The following is a 16,385-nucleotide window of genomic DNA, read 5'->3' on the forward strand; positions in this document are numbered from 1 at the left end:
GCGTCGCGCTCGTGCTTGCGCTAGCCCCGCGGCGGCCTTTGCGGCCGTCCGGTGGCGCGTGCAGGAAGCGAGCGTAGGATGAACGGACTCGCCGGCGCAGTACTCCACCCGCCCGCTTCAGAAGGGCATGCGTTGACCGATCTCCCTCATCTCGCCTATGGCGGCGACCCGGCCCGCGACGAGGCCGAGCTGCTGCGGCTGCAGGAGTGCTCGACGGAGCCCATCCGCACGATCGGCCGCATCCAATCGCACGGTGCCCTGTTCGGCGTCGACGAGCAGACCGGACTCGTCGTCGTGGCCAGCGAGAACGTCGAGCACTGGCTCGGCCGCGATCTGCGGGAGGCCGGGAGCGAGACGCTGCTGTGGGCGCTCCGCGACGGCACGGCCGTCGACCCCGTCCGGGCAGAGTTCGAGGGTGCCGTCTACGACGTGATCCCGCATGCCGACACCACGCCGAGGCTGCTGGAGCTGGAGCCTGTCGTCCCGGGCATGGACTACGTGCGCACGGGCGTCGTCGGCGCCATCCAGAGGCTCGCCGGCGTCTCCGACCCGGACGACCTCCGCCGGCAGGCCGCCCGCGAGATCAAGGCGATCACCGGGTACGACCGGGTCATGTGCTACCACTTCCACGACGACGGCCACGGGCAGGTCGTCGCCGACGAGCGCGAGCCCGACATGGAGTCCTACTTCGGCCTCCACTTCCCGGCATCCGACATCCCGGTGCAGGCGCGCGCGCTCTACATCGAGAAGCGCTCACGGGTGATCGCCGACACGGAGGACCCCGGACTGGCTCTGCAGACGCTGCTGCCCGCAGACGCGCCCATCGACCTCGGTCCGACCGAGCTGCGCGCCTCGTCGCCCCATCACCTGCAGTTCATGCGCAACATGGGACAGGTCTCGACGGTGTCGTTCGGCATCGTGGTCGACGACCGCCTCGTCGGCATGTTCACGTGCGCGCACCGATCTCCGCGCCGCATCCCGGTGCTCCTCCGGCGCGCACTCGAAGTCCTCGCGACCCACGTCGCCACCCAGCTGGCCTCCGCCGAGCAGATCCGACGCCTTCGCCGCCAGCTCGAGGTGCGGGAGCGCCGGACCGCACTGACGGCGCCGATCTACGGACGATCGGATGTCGGCTCCGTGCTCATGGGCGGCGAACCGACCGTGCTCGACATCGTGCCGGCCGACGGCGCGCTCCTCCGGCTCGACGGCGCGGTCACCACGGTGGGGGTCGTTCCCCCGCCGGCGCGGCTCTTCGCCGTCGTCGACGAGCTCGGGCCGGGCCGCTATCTCTGGGAGGCGCTGCCCCTGGAGCACCCCGAGCTGGCGGTCGAGATCCCCGGGGTCACCGGCCTGCTCGTCGTGCCGCTCGGCGGTGACGGCGATGCGCTCGTCTTCGTGCGCAGCGAGGTCGCACACACCGTCGACTGGCTCGGCGAGCAGACCCCGGCCAACCGCGACACGCCGCTCTCACCACGGAGATCCTTCTCGGCCTGGACCGAGAGCGTCACCGGTCGCAGCCTGCCCTGGGGCGAGCACGCGCAGGACGCGTTCGACCTCGGTGAAGACATCCGCGCGGCGATCGTGGCCCGGACGCAGGCGGAGCTCGCCGAGCTGGCGCTGCGCGACGCCCTGACCGGGCTGCACAACCGGCGCTTCCTCGACGACCGGCTCGACGACCTGCTCCAGAGCTCCGAGAAGGCGGTCGCGGTGGTGTTCCTCGACCTCGACGACTTCAAACTCGTCAACGACACCTACGGACACGAGGTGGGCGACGGCGTGCTCGCGACGATCGGCCGGCGGCTGAGCGGGATCACGCGCGCGTCCGACGTCGCTGTGCGGCTGGGCGGGGACGAGTTCATCATCGTCTGCGTGGACGCGGGTCCGGCAGAAGCGGCCGCGGTGGCCGGGCGCGCACTCGGAGCGATCACCGAGCCGATCCTGGTGCGCGACATCGAGATCCGTGTCAAGGCGTCGGCCGGCGTCGTCGCGGCCCGGCGCGGCAGTTCGCCCGGCGAACTGCTGGATGCCGCCGACGCCGCGATGTACCGGGCGAAGCGCGACGGCGGCGGACGCGTCTCAGTGTGAGGGCAGCTCCGGCTCGGGGACGATGCGCAGCCCGCCGGAGGAGTTGGCGGTGTCGACGAGCTCGTGGAGCCACAGCCGGTTGATCTCGGGCATCGGCCCGTCGTACTCGAATCGCAGCTGGGTCACCGGCGAGATCCACACGGACTGGCGCAGTGACGTCTTCTGGTCGACGATCGAGAAGGAGAGGTTCTCGCGACGGCGAAGCTTCGCCAGGATCACGAGCTCGATGTGCGCCAGCGTACGGTCGTCGATCGTGAACGCCGCGGACGGCGAGCCGTAATGAAGTGTGCCCACCCCTTGATCCTACGCGGGGCGGGCCACGCTAACCTGGACAGCATGGCGATCGTGAACCGGCTCACCGTCGATGGACGCGACTACTTCCTCCCCGACCCGGTCACGGAGCTCAAGGGGAAGATCCTCGAGGCGATCAAGGCGGGTGGCGGGTACGTCAACGTCCCGCCGCTGCGGGGCGGTCCTGGCGTCGACATCCTCTTCTCTCCGGGGATGCCGGTGACATGGTCCCAGTTCGAGGTCGGGGACTCCGGGGCGCAGGCCGAGGAGCCTGCCGACGACTCGTCCGACTACGACCTCTGAGCGTCGCCCGGCTCGCTGAGCCGTCGTCAGACGGCTGACGGGCCGACGCGGCGAAGGACGCCGCTCATCGCATCCGCGCGCAACGGCATGCCCCAGAGGTATCCCTGCCCGCGATGACAGCCTCGCGCCACCGCACGCGCGAAGTCGGCGAGGCTCTCGATGCCCTCCGCGACGACGCGCCAGCCGTGGCTCGCGCTGCTCTCGACCACCGTCGCGACCGCGTCGTCGGCTGCGGCATCCACCCTCTGCGTGAGGGAACGGTCGATCTTCACCTCGTCGATGGGCAGCGAGTCCAGCATCACCACCGTCGTGTCGCCGGCGGCGAAGTCGTCGACCGAGATCGTGACACCCGCCGCGTGCAGCGACTCGATCGCCGACAGCATCGGGGCGCGCAGCTGCGGCAGCGGCGCCTCCGTGATCTCGACGGTCAGCGCCGCCGGATCGAGGTCCAGTTCGTCCAGGCGATGCATGATCGCGTCGGCGTAGCGCGACGAGAAGTGCGCCGGCGACACGTTGACGGCGAACGCGATGTCGTGGCCGTCGCGACGCCACACTCCGATCTGCTCCGCCGCCTGCGAGAACACGTACCCGTCGACCTCGTCGAGGAATCCGGCGCGCTCGGCGAGCGGGATGAAGACATCGGGCGGAATCGCCCCCGCCTCGGGGTGCTGCCAGCGGCACAGCGCTTCGACCGACACCGGGGCCAGCGCGAGGGCGTCCTCCCGCAGGCCGACCGCACCCAGGTCGTACTGGCCCTGATAGGCGACCGAGAGCTCGCCGCCGGCCACCGCCGTTCGCAGATCGGCGGTGAGCCGGAGGGAACTGAGCATGGGACCACATTCGACGAGACGCGGTCCCCGCGCAACACCAGACAGAAACGCTCGGGATTTGTATAATGCACCGCGCTGCGAGCGAACGTGGCACACCGGATCGCCGGGAGGCTACTGTAGAGGACGATGGGCACGCTCACCTACGACTCCCGCATCACGGCATCCTTCGATGACCGCATCCTGGCGCACCTGCAGTCCGTCATCTGGTCGAAGCTGCGCCGTGGCGAATCGTTCCCGTTCACGTGGACCGATCCGATGCGCAGCGGACTCGGTCGCGCCTCGATCTGGCTGAGCCCCAGCGTCTCGCTGTCGTTCGAGTACTTCGGCGGCCGCCAGCCCCGGCTGAACCCCGCCTGGATCGAAGCGCTGACGAAGGCGGCGAACTCGCCCGCCGGGCTGACGCTGGTGCCCGAGCCCGACGGGCCGGCAGGACCGAGCGGCCCCGGCGCGCCCGCGGGCGCGCGATAGTCGTCCGCGGGCCGATCTGTCAAGGCCCGCCCGTCGGGCCGAGCGCCGACCTACCGTCGACGCATGAGCCAGCACGCCCACGACACCGACCCCGGATGGACCGTCCGCTGGACGAGTCCCGAGCGTGGCGAGTGGACCGCCGACGTGCACGGCATGGTCGTCGGAGAGGTCCATCGTGACGCCGACCGCTACATCGCGACGCGTGGCAGCCGGACGCTCGGCCGATACCACTCCCTCGACGCGGCACTCGACGCCGTCGACCACCGAAGCCTCACGACACCCGAGCCCAACCGCCTCTGGACGCTCCTGCTCACGATGATCAACGTCGGCATCGTGGCGGCGATCGCGCTGGTCGCAACGATGATGCTCCGCTGAGCGGTCGGGCCGGCCCTCAATCCCAGACGCTGGGCGCGGCGGCCCGCGTGGACGGCAGGGCCGCGCCGTCGGCCCAGTCCGCGACCCAGTCGGGCAGCGGGGGCAGGTCGTCGGGGCGGCCCAGGGCGGCGAAGAGCTCTTCGGTGTTCACGACTCCCCCGCTCTTGCGCAGGAACCGCGCACGCACGATCATCTCGGCGTACACCTCGCCGTTCACGACGGCCCGATGGATCTGGTAGACGGCCTTGTCGTCGTGCCCGTAGAGACGGGACTCGACGGTGAAGCGCTGCCACAGCTGGAGCGACTTGCGGAAGGTCACCGTCTCACTGGCCACGACGGCGTACCAGTCCCGCTCGTTCATGGCGTCCCACAGTCCCGTGCGGATGAGCAGGTCGAACCGGCCGAGGTCGAACAGCGACGCGTACCGCCCGTTGTTCATGTGCATCAGCAGGTCGATGTCGGTGGGCAGCGTGGTCAGCCGGATGCGCCCCACGGTCCGCGGCGGGATCGGGCCTCTGCGCCGGAGCATCGCCTTGGCCCGCAGGATCGTCAGAAGGGTCCGCCACCACACATTCACGAGGTGCGATCGTAGCGATCCTCGTCCTCGAAGCCGATTCGATTGACGATTCCCACAACGGCGGTGGTGGCATCCCTCGCGTTCCGCGGACGGCACGCCTCGCGGCATCCACTCGTCACGCGGCGTTCACCGCGCGTTCGCGCGATTTCACGTCTCGCGGCGAGCCGCGTAGAGTCTCGCCCATGGAAGCCGAAACCCAGACCGACATCGTCGTCCGTCCGGTGCGCGACGTCGACGCCGAGGCCCTCGGGCGCGTCCACGCGACGTGCTGGCACGAGACTTACGACCACCTGATCAGCAAGGCCGCGCTCGAAGCGGTCTCGCCCAAGCGCCTCGCCGAGCTGTGGACCCACTGGGCGGTGCAGGGTCCCGAGTTCAAGATGTTCGCCGCGCTCGTGAACGGCGAGATCGTGGGGTTCGCCGGCTCGGGTCCGGCGCGCGACAAGGACGCTCCGCGGTTCCGCGAGCTGTACTTCATCTACCTGCTCGACGCCTACCACGGCACCGGCATCGGCCAGAAGCTCTTCGACGCGGTCGTCGAGCCCGCCGAGGGCCTGTACCTGTGGGTCGCCGACGACAACCCCCGCGCGCACCGCTTCTACGTGCGCAACGGGTTCACGCTGGACGGCGCGTCGCACACCGAGCCGTTCCTCGGCGAGACGCTCACCGAGGTGCGCTTCACGCGCTGACCCACCGCTCACGAGGGGGCGTGGCCGGTTCGCCGGGCACGCCCCCTCGGTGTCTCGTCGAGGGATGCCGCACGCCCTGGCCGCGCGGCGCCACCGGTTCCGCGAGACTGGTGGCATGCCCCCTCGCACTGCGCTCACCGTCTGGCCCCTCGAAGGCATCCCCGAGGTCCTGGCGGGCACCGATCTCGTCTCCGTCATCGCCGACGCGGCCGGCGGCGACCTGCAGGACGGCGACATCCTCGTCGTGACCTCGAAGATCGTGTCGAAGGCCGAGGGGCGGTTCGTCGTCGCCGACGACCGCGAGGACGCCATCACGTCCGAGACCGTCCGGGTGGTGGCATCCCGCACCACACCGTCGGGCTTCACCACCCGCATCGTCGAGAACCGGCTCGGCATGGTGTCGGCGGCCGCGGGCGTCGACGCGTCGAACACCCCCGAGGGCACCGTGCTGCTGCTTCCGGTGGATCCGGACGCCTCCGCCCGGGCGATCGCCGGCGGTCTGCGCGAGCGGCTCGGCGTGCAGGTGGGCGTCATCGTGTCGGACACGCTCGGACGCGCATGGCGCGAGGGGCAGACCGACCATGCGATCGGCGCCGGCGGCGTCGACGTGTTCGAGGACCTCCGCGGCGGGACCGACGCCGAGGGCCGTCCGCTCGTCGTCACGATGCCGTGCGTCGGCGACGAGCTGGCCGCCGCGGCCGATCTCGTGAAGGGCAAGGCCGCCCGTCTCCCCGTCGCGGTTGTGCGGGGCCGCGCCGACCTCGTCGGCCCCCTCGACCTTCCGGGTGCGCGGTCGATCGTGCGTCCGCTCGAGCGCGACATGTTCCGTCTCGGCGCCGACGAAGCATATGCCGAGGGGTTCGCGGCGGGACTGGCGTCCGCGGCCGAAGGCGGTGTCGGCGCCGCGGACTAGGGTGCAGAAGTGGCGATTCGCACCAGGGGCCCGCGCAAGGGCGGCACGCAGGCTCCGTCGTTCGACTTCGACGAAGCGGTCGTGCTGGCCGACCTGACGCCGGGCGACGCCGAGACGTTCGACGTGTTCGAGGGAGTCGCATACGCGGGGGTCGCCCGCGAGACGTGGGCGCTCGAGGACGGAGACACCGTCGAGGCGTGCCGGTTCGAGGGCCTCGAGCTCGACACCTGGTCGCTGCGCGGGGCCCACGTCGTCGAGAGCGCCATCGCCGCAGCGAACGTCCCCGCCGTCTCGGCCGCCCGCAGCGGCTGGCGCGATGTCGAGGTGCGCGACAGCCGGTTCGGCTCGGTCGAGGCGTACGACGCATCCTGGCGGGGCATCCGCTTCACACGCTGCCGGCTCGGGTACGTCAACCTGCGCGCGGCCGAGCTGCTCGACGTCGCGTTCGTCGACTGCACGATCGACGAGATCGATCTGATGGATGCCTCGGCCCGCCGCGTCGCCTTCGACGGCAGCCGCATCGCCATGCTGAACGCCGCCGGCGCCCGCCTGACGGACGTCGACCTGCGCGGCGCCGACCTCGGTCAGGTCATCGGGATGGAGGGCCTGCGGGGCGCGACGATCTCATCCGAGCAGCTGCAGCTCATGGCGCCGGCGCTGGCCGCCCTCGCCGGCATCGCCGTCGAGGACTGACGCGTCAGCGTCCGGAGACCTTGCCGAACAGGCGGGCGATGGGGGCGAGCACGAGTGGCCGGGCGGCGATCCAGGCGGCGGCGATGACGAGCATCGACAACGCGAAGATCCAGAACCCGACCCAGTTGACCGCGTCCTGGCCGCCATACATGTGGTTCAGGTTGCGCAGCGCCCCGGTCGCGAACACCAGCACCACGTGCACGAAGATGAACAGCACGAAGTACAGCATCACGGGGAAGTGCACCGCACGCGCCCACTCGACCGGGTACGCCTTGTTGAGCCCGGCTGCGTTCTTGGGCCAGACGCCCGACATGCGCACGCCGGTGATGGCCGCCAGCGGCGCGGCGAGGAACACGGTGGCGAAGTAGGCCAGCTGCTGCAGCGAGTTGTAGTTCACCCACCCGTTCTCGGTCGGCCAGTCCAGCGACACGTACTGCAGGGCCGCCGACAGCGCGTTGGGGAACACCTCCCACGACGTCGGCACGATCCGCATCCACTGGCCGGTGATGAACAGCAGCACGACGAAGATCACGCCGTTGACGAGCCACAGGATGTCGAGCGACTGGTGGAACCACAGGCTCAGGCTGATCTTGCGCTTGGCGTTGGTGCGCGGCGACCAGAACACGGTGGGCCGTTTCTCGGTGCGCACCGTGAGTCCGGTGCGGATGATCAGCACCATCAGGAAGACGTTGAAGAAGTGCTGCCAGCCCAGCCACGCCGGGAAGCCCACCGGGGCACCCTCGGGCAGGTGGTACTCGCCGGGGAACCGGGCGAGGAAGTCCACGCCCCACGACGTCGACAGCAGCCACCGCACGGCGAGCACGGCCATCGCGGCCGCGTACAGCAGCGCGGCACCGCCCACGATCACCGCGCCGACCCATTGGCCGCGCGTGAACGGACCGTACCGCTTCGGCTCCGCCGCCCGGGCAGGCGGGGTCTTCGCGGCCTGACCCTCCCACACGGTGCGCGGGTAGGGCAGCGGCTGCGACAGCGGCACCCCGGTCGCGGTGGCGCGGACCGCAGGAGCTGTGGATGCCGCACCCTCCGGCGCGGGCACGGCCGGCGCGTCCGCGGCCGGCGTGGCGGCCGCGGTGGCGGCCCCGGACGGTGTGGTGGCCGCGGCTGCCGCGGTCGCGGCGGTGCCGGCTGCGGCCGGGGAGGGCGCGGCGGAAGGCGCGAAGCCCGCGGGCGGCCACGGCTCGCCCCCGGGCACGCGAGGCAGTCCGCGACGCAGCGCCTTCGCGTCGGCGGCGGCCTCGGGTGGCGCACTCGGCGCGTTCACACCGGAGGATGCCGCGGTCTGCGACACCTGAGTCGCAGGGATCGCCGGCTCGGGTGTCGCAATCGGCGCGATCACGCCCGCCGAACCGCCGTCCTGCGCCACGTGAACCGTGGGAGCAGTGGATGCCGGCGGCCACGGCTCGCCGCCCGGCACCCGCGGCAGGCCACGACGGATGGCGCGACCCGCTGTGGCTGCCGCGGCGGCGGAAGCGGCCACCGAGGATCCCGTCGGCACAGGCGTTTCGTCTCGCGAGTCACTCGCTCGCTCAACGACCGGAGCCTCGGCTGCAACCGGCGCGGCAACCGAATCGACGACCGGCACTTCCGCCTGGACGGCCGCCGCATCCGCGGCGACCGGCGCGACACCCGCGGGCGGCCACGGCTCGCCGCCCGGCGTGCGCGGCAGTCCCCGCCGCAGAGTCCCCCCGAACGTCGCCATGCCGGTTACGCCTTCTTCGCCTCGAGCGCGGCGATCAGCTGCGGCACCACCTGGAACAGGTCTCCCACGACGCCGAAGTCGGCGATCTCGAAGATCGGCGCGTCGGCGTCCTTGTTGATCGCGACGATCGTCTTGGCCGTCTGCATGCCGGCCTTGTGCTGGATCGCTCCCGAGATGCCGATCGCGACATACAGCTGCGGAGACACCGAGACGCCGGTCTGCCCCACCTGGTACGTCTGCGGCACGTAGCCGGCGTCCACCGCGGCACGCGAAGCACCCACGGCGGCGCCCAGCACGTCGGCCAACTGCTCGACGAGGGCGAACTTCTCACCGGAACCGAGCCCACGGCCGCCCGAGATCACCTTCGCCGCCCCGCGCAGCTCCGGACGCGACGACGACACCACAGCTTCGTCGACCGACACCACGCTCGCGGCGCGACGCCCGGAGGGACGCACCTCCAGCGTCTCAGCCTCGACACCCGAGACCGCCTCGGCCCTGGCATCCACGGACCCCTGCCGGATCGTGATCACCGGCGCACCCCACGTCACCGCGGAGTCCACGTTGTACGCGCCGCCGTACACGGAGTGGTGCGCGACCACGCCCTCCGCATCGCGCGAGACACCCACGGCGTCCACGGCGAGACCGGCGCGGTTGCGGGCGGCGAAGCGGCCGGCGACATCGCGGCCCTCGATCGAGTTCGAGACCAGCACGGCATCGGGGCGCACCAGGTCGGCGGCCGACGTCAACGCGTCCACCCGGCCCGAGCCCAGTCCCTCGCCGGGCGCGGCGACCAGCACCGCGGCGGCTCCGAGGGCCGCGGCGTCCTGCGCCAGCGCCTCATCGCCCACGATCAGCGCGACCGGCGTGCCCACCTGGGCCGCCGCGCCGAGGACCTCGGCGGCGGACTTGGCCAGCCCGCCCGACGGCCTCGTGTCGAGCAGCACGAGGATCGAGTCATCTGCAAACGTCATGGCGGTCCCTCACGCGAGCCGGTTCTGGATGAGGAACTCCGCGAGCTTCTCGCCCGCGTCACCCTCGTCGACGATCTTCACCCCCGCCGCACGCGGCGGCTTCTCACTCAGGCCGATCACGATCGACCGCGACGCGTCGGGGTCATGCGCGTCCACGTCGAGGTCTGCCAGCGAGAGCGTCTCGAACGGCTTCTTCTTCGCCGCCATGATCCCCTTGAAGTTCGGGAACCGGGCGTCGGGCAGCGCCTCGGTGATGGACACGACCGCCGGGAGGGATGCCGTCACGCTCATCGTCGCGCCATCCGATGCCCGCGTGCCCGAGACCTCCGTCTCACCGATCTCGACGCTGCTCAGGTACGTCGCCGACGGCACATCGAGGATCTCGGCGACCATCGCCGGGATCACACCGCCCGAGCCGTCCGTGGACTGGTTGCCGGCGATCACGAGGTCGAAGCCGGTGCGCTGCAGCGCGGCGGCCAGCACCTCCGCGGTCAGTCCGAGGTCAGCGCCCAGCAGCGCATCGTCGACCACCTGCACGGCCGAGGCGGCGCCCATCGCGAGGCCCTTGCGCACCGTCGCCGACGCCGACTCCGGCGTCATCGACAGCACAACGACCTCGGTGCCCGGAGTCTTGTCGGCATACGACAGCGCCACCTCGAGCGCCCGCTCCCCGATCTCGTCGAGCACCGTCTCGCTCGCCGCACGATCGGCCAGGCCGGTCTCGAGCGACAGCTTGCGATCCCCGTACGTATCCGGGACTTCCTTGACCAGGACGACGATCTTCATGTCGATCTCCTCACGCTACGCAAGAGTCTAGGGGCAGACGGCCACGACGTCACACTGAGTGTCACCGCGCATGACACTCAGTGCCATCCCACGCGTCGGCCATCGCCGGTACGGTGGAGGCAGGAGGTTGCGATGGCAGCACCGAAGCGGCTCGCGGTGGACCCGATCGCCGAGGCCAAACGCCAGTGGATCGCCCACGGCTGGGAGCCCGCGGCCGCGGGCATGACCGCGGTCACGTCGATCATCCGCGCGCAGCAGCTGCTGTTCGCCCGCATCGACGCGACCCTCAAGCCGTTCGGTCTGTCGTTCGCCCGCTACGAGATGCTGCGGCTGCTGGGGTTCACGCGAGAGGGACGGATGCCGATGGCCAGTGCCATCGCCCGCCTCCAGGTGCACCCCACGAGCGTCACGAACACCGTCGACCGGCTGACGCGCGACGGGCTGCTCTCGCGAGAACCGCACCCGGATGACGGACGCGCCGCGATGCTCGTGCTGACCGACAGCGGCCGCGAGCTCGTCGAGCGCGCGACCGCCGCCCTCAACACGGAGGTCTTCGAGAGCCCCGGCCTGAGCGAGGACGACACGACCGAGCTGGTCCGCATCATCGCGCGATTCCGCAAGGACTCGGGAGACTTCACCGAGCCGCGCCCGCAGCCCGAGCCGCTCTGAGGCGGCGGAGGTCATCGCCCCCGGAAGTCCGGCGTGCGCTTCTCGCGGAACGCGGCCATGCCCTCCTTCTGGTCCTCGGTGTCGAAGAGGCTCGCGAACACGTGCTTCTCCAGGCGCAGACCCTCCGCCAGCGACGACTCCAGCGCGCCGTCGAGCACCGCCTTGGCCGCGTACAGCGCCGGGAGCCCCTTGGCGGCGATCGCCTCGGCGGCCTTCTGCGCCTCGGCCAGCAGGTCGGCCGCGGGCACGACGCGCGACGCGAGCCCGGAGCGCTCGGCTTCGGCGGCATCCATCATCCGTCCGGTGAGGATGAGGTCGGCCGCCTTGTAGTAGCCGACGGCGCGCACGAGGCGCTGCGAACCGCCCATCCCGGGGATCACGCCGAGGGTGATCTCGGGCTGCCCGAACTTCGCGGTGTCGGCGGCGAGGATGATGTCGCACATCATGGCGAGCTCACATCCGCCGCCGAGCGCGTAGCCCGCCACGGCGGCGATCACCGGCGTGCGGACGGCGGCGAACTGCGTCCAGCCGCCGAAGTGGTCGCCCATCAGCATGTCGAGCCCCGACTTGGACTCCATCTCTTTGATGTCGGCGCCGGCGGCGAACGCGCGCTCCGACCCGGTGACGACGATCGCGCCGATCCCCTCGTCGGAATCGAAGGCGGATGCCGCGGCCACCACCTCCCGGCAGACCTGCGTGTTCAGCGCGTTGAGCGCCTCGGGGCGGTTGAGCGTGATCCATCCCACGCGCCCCCGCGTCTCGACCAGGATCGTCTCGTATTCGGTCATGAGTCCTCCTCGACATGCCTGCATCCGATGATGCCTGGTTCTCGACATGGGGAATGGTCCCCATGTCGATCCTCCGTCCGGATTGGCTAGCCTGCTTTCGGGCCTGATCGGGTCCGCTGGTTTGAGTAAAGGGACGGATCATGGCTGATTTCAAGGCTTCTTATGGCGAGATGGAGTCGATGGCGGGCAAGCTCGACTCGGGTCGTGAAGAGATCGGTGACGTGCTGCGTCGCCTCAAGAGCGACGTGGACCGCCTGCTCGGTGACGACTTCAAGACGCAGCACGCGTCGGGCAAGTTCGGTGAGGGGTACACCGAGCTGACGACGGGTCTGGAGAAGGCCATCGAGGGCATCTCCGACATGGGCGAGTCGCTGCGCAAGATGATGCAGGCGATCAAGGACACCGACCAGGCCCTCGCCGGCAACTGACGCCGTTTCTTCGAGTGGATGCCGGCGGCCCAGGCCGCCGGCATCCACTCGCCATCATCACGCTGAGGAGCGCTCATGGCCGACGTCTACGTCAAGGTCGATCACCTGAACCGGCTGAACGGCTCGCTGAAGCAGATCATCGTCGAGTTCGAGGACGCCGAGAAGAACACGGACCGTCTGCAGGACCTCATCGGCCGTCCCGACGGGCGCTCCGGCCTGCGTGACAAGACCCACGACTTCGAGGGCGGCTGGGACGACCGGCGCAATGCCCTCATCGAGAAGCTCAAGGCCGTGCAGGCGGCCGTCGAGGCCACCTGCAAGGGCTGGCAGGACTTCGACCTGGAGCTCTCCCGCAGCCTCGCCCTGGAGGAATCCGCGGGCGACACCCTTCCGACGCGCTAGGAGAACCGGTGGAGATCCGCACCAACAAAAATCATCGCGTCCACGTCATCGAGGGCGACGCGTCGGGCATCATCGCGCGCGGCCAGCTGATCGAAGACCTGGGCGAGCAGATGATCGGCGCAGCCGGCGTGCTGCGCGAGATCGGCGACGGCGCGACGGAAGAGAAGGGTCGCTCGATCGAGAAGATCCGCGACGAGGTCGGCGACACGCACAAGGAGCTCAAGCTCGCCGGCGAGCGCTACAAGCCGACCGGCACCGCCATGAAGGAGTACGGTTCGACGCTGAGCACCGTGCAGGCGGCGCTGCGGTCGCTCGTCACCGAGATCGAGAACGCCAAGACGCAGCTCGACAGCAAGGTCGAGACGGCTCAGACCGCGCAGCAGGCCGCCGACGCGTCCGCCGACTACGACGCGGACGACACCGCGGCGCGCGGCGCCCATCAGGCCGACGCCTGGCAGGCGCGCGACGCCGGAATCGCGGCCGACAACGCCCGCATCCACCTCAACGGGCTGCTGGACGACTTCGACACGCAGTGGGACACGTGGGACGAGGCCTACGACCTGGCGCTCGGACGCATCAACAGCGCGACCCACGGCAACATCACCGATGACTGGACCGACAACCTCGCCGGCGTCGCCGAGGTCGTCGTCGACGTCCTCTCGGTCGTCGGCTTCGTGGTGGCGATCGCCGCCATCGTGATCGGCGGCCCCATCCTCATGATCGTGGGCGCGGTGATCGGCGCGATCGCGCTCATCGCGACGGCGTTCCTCTACTTCAAGGGGAGGGCGGGGCTGGACGACCTGATCTGGGCGGTCGTCGGAGTACTGCCGTTCGGCAAGCTCGGCAAGCTCTTCAAAGCCGGCGAGCGCATGCAGGCCCTGCAGATCTTCAAGGGCCCGTTCGCCGACATCGCCGAGGGCATCGGCTCGCTGCGCTCCGTGCGGGGCGCCGTGAGCGGAATCGCCAGCGGCACCGGCAACGGTCTCGGCAGCGTCGCGCGCTCGGGTCTCGCCTCGCGCATCGCCGACACCTTCTCGGGGATCCGCTGGGGCGACATCGCCTCGCGGTCGACGGCGATCAACAACCTCACGCGCGGCGGGATGGGCAGCTGGGCGGCGAACACGCTCAGCGATCTCGGCCAGTTCACGAGCCACCACCAGAACGTCGTGCGGACGGTCGCCGGCGACATGCTCGACAACCTCTCCAGCGTGGGCAACATCACCCTCGCCGAGCGCATCGTGAACGTCGGCGACGTGAGCGTGCGCACGTACGGCTCGGGCGACGACGCGTTCGGCGTGGTGACGGAGCTCTTCTCGGGCTCCGACGAGAACGTCGATTCCTGGCGCGCGCAGCTCGCAGGCTAGCGTTGACGTGATGTCCCACCTTCCTGAAGGCGTTCCGCCGTTCCGCTTCCTCCTGCCTGCGGGCTGGGAGGAGGTGCCGGCGGACCGCTCCGGGGTGGATCTGCTGATCCGCCGTGCGTCCGACAAGCTGCGGGCCCAGCACCGCCCCGATCTCGACGCCGAGATGCGCACGCTGCTCGAGGTCGCGTATCGCAAGATGCAGCAGGGACGCGCGTTCGCGCTCTACCTGCAGACCTCGGCCGACGAGATGCCGCTGCCCATGTCGATCACGGCGTCCGTGGTCTCGGGGCAGCTCGGCGGCACTCTCGACCGGCAGGTCGCGGGGCTGTTCCGCGAGCGCGACGCCCAGTTCCTGCGCGACGACCGCACGATCGTGCGGTGGGAGACGCCGGCGACCGTGCGGACCGGCACCGACCCCGGAACGGCGTACATCGTCGACTACCTGGTGCCGATCCCCGGTTCGGGCCGTCGTTCGGCAGTGCAGCTGACGACCGTCATCCCGGTGCCCGACTCGGATTCCGAGACGAATGCCGTGGTGTCGGCTCTCGTCGAGCTGAGCGACGTGATGGTCAGCACCTTCACCTGGAAGCCCTCCGACTCGTGACGAACTACCGCATCGACTACGACGAAGACGTGTGGGTCCCCGTTCCCGAGGGCGACGACGCGGATTGGCCCGCGACTCTCGTCGCGCACGTCGAGCGCCGCACCGGCACGCTGTCGCCGGAACGCGCCGCCGACGTCATCGCGTTCGCAGAGGCGTGCCGCGCGGCGCGCACCGAGCAGACGGGCACGCTCCTGGCCTTCTGCCCGCTCGCGATGCTGCCCGTCACCGGTCTGCTCGCCGTCCGCGTCGAAGAGGTCGAGCAGCCTCTCGACCTCACGATCGCCGCTGTCGACGACGACGCCGCGATGCTCACGCCGGCCCTCGAAGAGGTCGACGGCGGCTGGTGGGGCAGCGGCCGTCGCGCCGCCGTCATCGTGGCATCCACCGAACCGGGCATCGTCGCAGGGCGCTTCAACTACGCGTTCCAGCGCGACGGCGTCGCGCTCCTGGCGACCGCCGTCGCCGACAGCGTTCCGTTCGCGACCGCCATGCTGCCGTACGCCGACAGGCTGGTGTCGCACGTCGTCCTGGAGGACTCATGACCGGCATCCTCGATCGCGCCGTGAGCGCCGCCTCGACCGTGCAGTGGACCCCGGGGCTGTCGCCGCGGCACACCGCGCGTCGGATCCAGGACGCGGCGCTGCGCGTCGTCGACCCGCGCGCTCTGCAGCGTCTGGAGCTGATCGACCGCGAGTTCGACCGCACCGCCGCCGAGCTCGAACGCACGGGCGCAGCGGCCGCCGCGTCGGCGCCGAAGGTCCGCCGCATCACGCCCTTCCCCGACGTCCTGGCGATGTTCGCCGCCGGGTTCGGCGGCGGTCTCGCCGTCGGCGCCGGCCGCGTGGTCTCGCGCACCCCGGCGGGCGAGATGGCCGTCGTCGGGCCGTCGGTGCTCGTGCTGGCGATCGTCGCGGTCGTGCTGCTGTGCGTGGGCGAGGTGTTCGCCCGCCGCGAGAAGTCGACATCGACCAACCGCGCCATCTTCCTGTGGTTCACCGTCTTCCTCTCGCTCGTCGCGGCGGTGGGAGTGAGCGTGCGCCTCGCGATCGAGGAGTTCACCGGGTACGGCGTGGCCGCCGTGGTCGCCATGGCGGTCGTGTTCGTCCTCGCCCTCGCGCTCGCGATCGGCGCCACCCGTCGCCGGCAGCCGGACGACGGCGACGAGCACGCCCCGCGCGTGCGTGCGGGCTCGCGCGAGCGCAACGAGCTGATCAGCGCCGGCGAGACCGCGCGGGACCGCGCGCACGACGTCCTCGACGCTCTCGACGACGAGGCCCGCACGGCGTTCACCGAGGCGTACGCCGCCGGCCTGGCGGCGGCATCCGGCCGCGACGTTCCGGCGCGCTCGACCATCAAGCGCCTGCAGTCCCTCGAATGGGCCGCGGCACGCTACGACCTCGCCGGCTGAGACCGGCGCGGTCACCGCGCC

Annotated in this window: 21 protein-coding genes; 14 read left to right on the forward strand and 7 right to left on the reverse strand. The window is 70.8% G+C overall.

Features of this window, described 5'->3' with window-relative positions; translation table 11 throughout:
• The first annotated feature begins 132 nt into the window (after nucleotides 1–132).
• Nucleotides 133–2,085 carry a bifunctional diguanylate cyclase/phosphodiesterase gene (locus JNB62_RS11985; RefSeq protein ID WP_220301115.1) on the forward strand — a complete coding sequence of 651 codons (1,953 nt, stop codon included), beginning with the start codon at nucleotides 133–135 and terminating at the stop codon, nucleotides 2,083–2,085.
• Here the strand turns inward: JNB62_RS11985 and JNB62_RS11990 are convergent.
• Entirely contained in the window at nucleotides 2,077–2,379 is a 303-nt protein-coding gene (locus tag JNB62_RS11990; RefSeq protein WP_220301116.1) for a DUF7882 family protein, read from the reverse strand. The genes JNB62_RS11985 and JNB62_RS11990 overlap by 9 nt on opposite strands.
• Before the next feature lie 42 nt (nucleotides 2,380–2,421).
• Between JNB62_RS11990 and JNB62_RS11995 the strand changes: the two genes are divergently transcribed.
• Nucleotides 2,422–2,679, forward strand: coding sequence for a hypothetical protein (locus JNB62_RS11995; RefSeq protein WP_220301117.1), 258 nt, complete (start codon nucleotides 2,422–2,424; stop codon nucleotides 2,677–2,679).
• Nucleotides 2,680–2,705: 26 nt separating this feature from the next.
• On the opposite strand, the gene JNB62_RS12000 is transcribed toward JNB62_RS11995, so the two are convergent.
• Entirely contained in the window at nucleotides 2,706–3,509 is an 804-nt protein-coding gene (locus JNB62_RS12000; RefSeq protein ID WP_220301118.1) for an EAL domain-containing protein, read from the reverse strand.
• A 126-nt stretch (nucleotides 3,510–3,635) separates the two neighbouring features.
• Here JNB62_RS12000 and JNB62_RS12005 point away from each other — a divergent pair, with 126 nt between their 5' ends.
• On the forward strand, nucleotides 3,636–3,977 hold the full coding sequence (locus JNB62_RS12005) for a DUF7882 family protein (protein WP_220301119.1): 342 nt from the start codon (nucleotides 3,636–3,638) through the stop codon (nucleotides 3,975–3,977).
• A 63-nt stretch (nucleotides 3,978–4,040) separates the two neighbouring features.
• The gene (locus tag JNB62_RS12010) at nucleotides 4,041–4,352 is read left to right on the forward strand and encodes a hypothetical protein (protein WP_220301120.1); all 312 of its coding nucleotides are present in this window, start codon (nucleotides 4,041–4,043) and stop codon (nucleotides 4,350–4,352) included.
• A 16-nt stretch (nucleotides 4,353–4,368) separates the two neighbouring features.
• On the opposite strand, the gene JNB62_RS12015 is transcribed toward JNB62_RS12010, so the two are convergent.
• Nucleotides 4,369–4,929 (reverse strand): acyl-CoA thioesterase, encoded by a 561-nt coding sequence (locus tag JNB62_RS12015; protein WP_220301121.1) that lies wholly within the window; start codon nucleotides 4,927–4,929, stop codon nucleotides 4,369–4,371.
• Nucleotides 4,930–5,111: 182 nt separating this feature from the next.
• Between JNB62_RS12015 and JNB62_RS12020 the strand changes: the two genes are divergently transcribed.
• The 3 genes from JNB62_RS12020 (at nucleotide 5,112) to JNB62_RS12030 (ending at nucleotide 7,224) form a co-directional block, all read left to right on the forward strand.
• Nucleotides 5,112–5,618, forward strand: a complete 507-nt coding sequence (locus JNB62_RS12020) for a GNAT family N-acetyltransferase (protein ID WP_220301122.1) — start codon at nucleotides 5,112–5,114, stop codon at nucleotides 5,616–5,618.
• 115 nt (nucleotides 5,619–5,733) lie between these two features.
• A complete protein-coding gene (cofE, locus tag JNB62_RS12025) occupies nucleotides 5,734–6,531 on the forward strand; it encodes a coenzyme F420-0:L-glutamate ligase (protein ID WP_220301123.1) in 798 nt (265 codons plus the stop codon).
• 9 nt (nucleotides 6,532–6,540) lie between these two features.
• Nucleotides 6,541–7,224 (forward strand): pentapeptide repeat-containing protein, encoded by a 684-nt coding sequence (locus JNB62_RS12030; protein WP_220301124.1) that lies wholly within the window; start codon nucleotides 6,541–6,543, stop codon nucleotides 7,222–7,224.
• 4 nt (nucleotides 7,225–7,228) lie between these two features.
• Here the strand turns inward: JNB62_RS12030 and JNB62_RS12035 are convergent, their stop codons facing one another.
• The 3 genes from JNB62_RS12035 to JNB62_RS12045 all read right to left on the reverse strand — a co-directional run bounded on the left by JNB62_RS12035 (nucleotide 7,229) and on the right by JNB62_RS12045 (nucleotide 10,701).
• Complete coding sequence (locus JNB62_RS12035; RefSeq protein ID WP_308291796.1) at nucleotides 7,229–8,722, reverse strand: cytochrome b/b6 domain-containing protein; 1,494 nt, start codon at nucleotides 8,720–8,722, stop codon at nucleotides 7,229–7,231.
• Between the two features lie 227 nt (nucleotides 8,723–8,949).
• Nucleotides 8,950–9,915, reverse strand: a complete 966-nt coding sequence (locus tag JNB62_RS12040; RefSeq protein WP_220301126.1) for an electron transfer flavoprotein subunit alpha/FixB family protein — start codon at nucleotides 9,913–9,915, stop codon at nucleotides 8,950–8,952.
• Between the two features lie 9 nt (nucleotides 9,916–9,924).
• Nucleotides 9,925–10,701: an electron transfer flavoprotein subunit beta/FixA family protein gene (locus JNB62_RS12045; protein ID WP_220301127.1), complete on the reverse strand. Its 777-nt coding sequence runs from the start codon at nucleotides 10,699–10,701 to the stop codon at nucleotides 9,925–9,927.
• 132 nt (nucleotides 10,702–10,833) lie between these two features.
• On the opposite strand from JNB62_RS12045, the gene JNB62_RS12050 reads away from it, so the two are divergent.
• Nucleotides 10,834–11,370, forward strand: coding sequence for a MarR family winged helix-turn-helix transcriptional regulator (locus JNB62_RS12050; protein ID WP_220301128.1), 537 nt, complete (start codon nucleotides 10,834–10,836; stop codon nucleotides 11,368–11,370).
• Between the two features lie 11 nt (nucleotides 11,371–11,381).
• Here the strand turns inward: JNB62_RS12050 and JNB62_RS12055 are convergent, their stop codons facing one another.
• Nucleotides 11,382–12,158, reverse strand: a complete 777-nt coding sequence (locus JNB62_RS12055) for an enoyl-CoA hydratase (protein ID WP_220301129.1) — start codon at nucleotides 12,156–12,158, stop codon at nucleotides 11,382–11,384.
• A gap of 140 nt (nucleotides 12,159–12,298) precedes the next feature.
• On the opposite strand from JNB62_RS12055, the gene JNB62_RS12060 reads away from it, so the two are divergent.
• From JNB62_RS12060 to JNB62_RS12085, 6 genes are all read left to right on the forward strand, one after another.
• A complete protein-coding gene (locus JNB62_RS12060; RefSeq protein ID WP_220301130.1) occupies nucleotides 12,299–12,586 on the forward strand; it encodes a WXG100 family type VII secretion target in 288 nt (95 codons plus the stop codon).
• A 75-nt stretch (nucleotides 12,587–12,661) separates the two neighbouring features.
• Complete coding sequence (locus tag JNB62_RS12065; protein ID WP_220301131.1) at nucleotides 12,662–12,988, forward strand: hypothetical protein; 327 nt, start codon at nucleotides 12,662–12,664, stop codon at nucleotides 12,986–12,988.
• An 8-nt stretch (nucleotides 12,989–12,996) separates the two neighbouring features.
• Complete coding sequence (locus JNB62_RS12070; RefSeq protein WP_220301132.1) at nucleotides 12,997–14,352, forward strand: hypothetical protein; 1,356 nt, start codon at nucleotides 12,997–12,999, stop codon at nucleotides 14,350–14,352.
• Nucleotides 14,353–14,362: 10 nt separating this feature from the next.
• Nucleotides 14,363–14,956, forward strand: coding sequence for a hypothetical protein (locus tag JNB62_RS12075; RefSeq protein ID WP_220301133.1), 594 nt, complete (start codon nucleotides 14,363–14,365; stop codon nucleotides 14,954–14,956).
• Complete coding sequence (locus JNB62_RS12080) at nucleotides 14,953–15,498, forward strand: hypothetical protein (protein ID WP_220301134.1); 546 nt, start codon at nucleotides 14,953–14,955, stop codon at nucleotides 15,496–15,498. The genes JNB62_RS12075 and JNB62_RS12080 overlap by 4 nt, the downstream gene beginning before the upstream one ends.
• Nucleotides 15,495–16,364: a hypothetical protein gene (locus JNB62_RS12085; protein WP_220301135.1), complete on the forward strand. Its 870-nt coding sequence runs from the start codon at nucleotides 15,495–15,497 to the stop codon at nucleotides 16,362–16,364. Before JNB62_RS12080 ends, JNB62_RS12085 begins: the two co-directional genes overlap by 4 nt.
• The last annotated feature ends 21 nt before the right edge of the window (nucleotides 16,365–16,385 follow it).

It is taken from the genome of Microbacterium jejuense (assembly GCF_019511665.1).
In the GTDB taxonomy this organism is placed as follows: Bacteria; Actinomycetota; Actinomycetes; order Actinomycetales; family Microbacteriaceae; genus Microbacterium; species Microbacterium jejuense_A.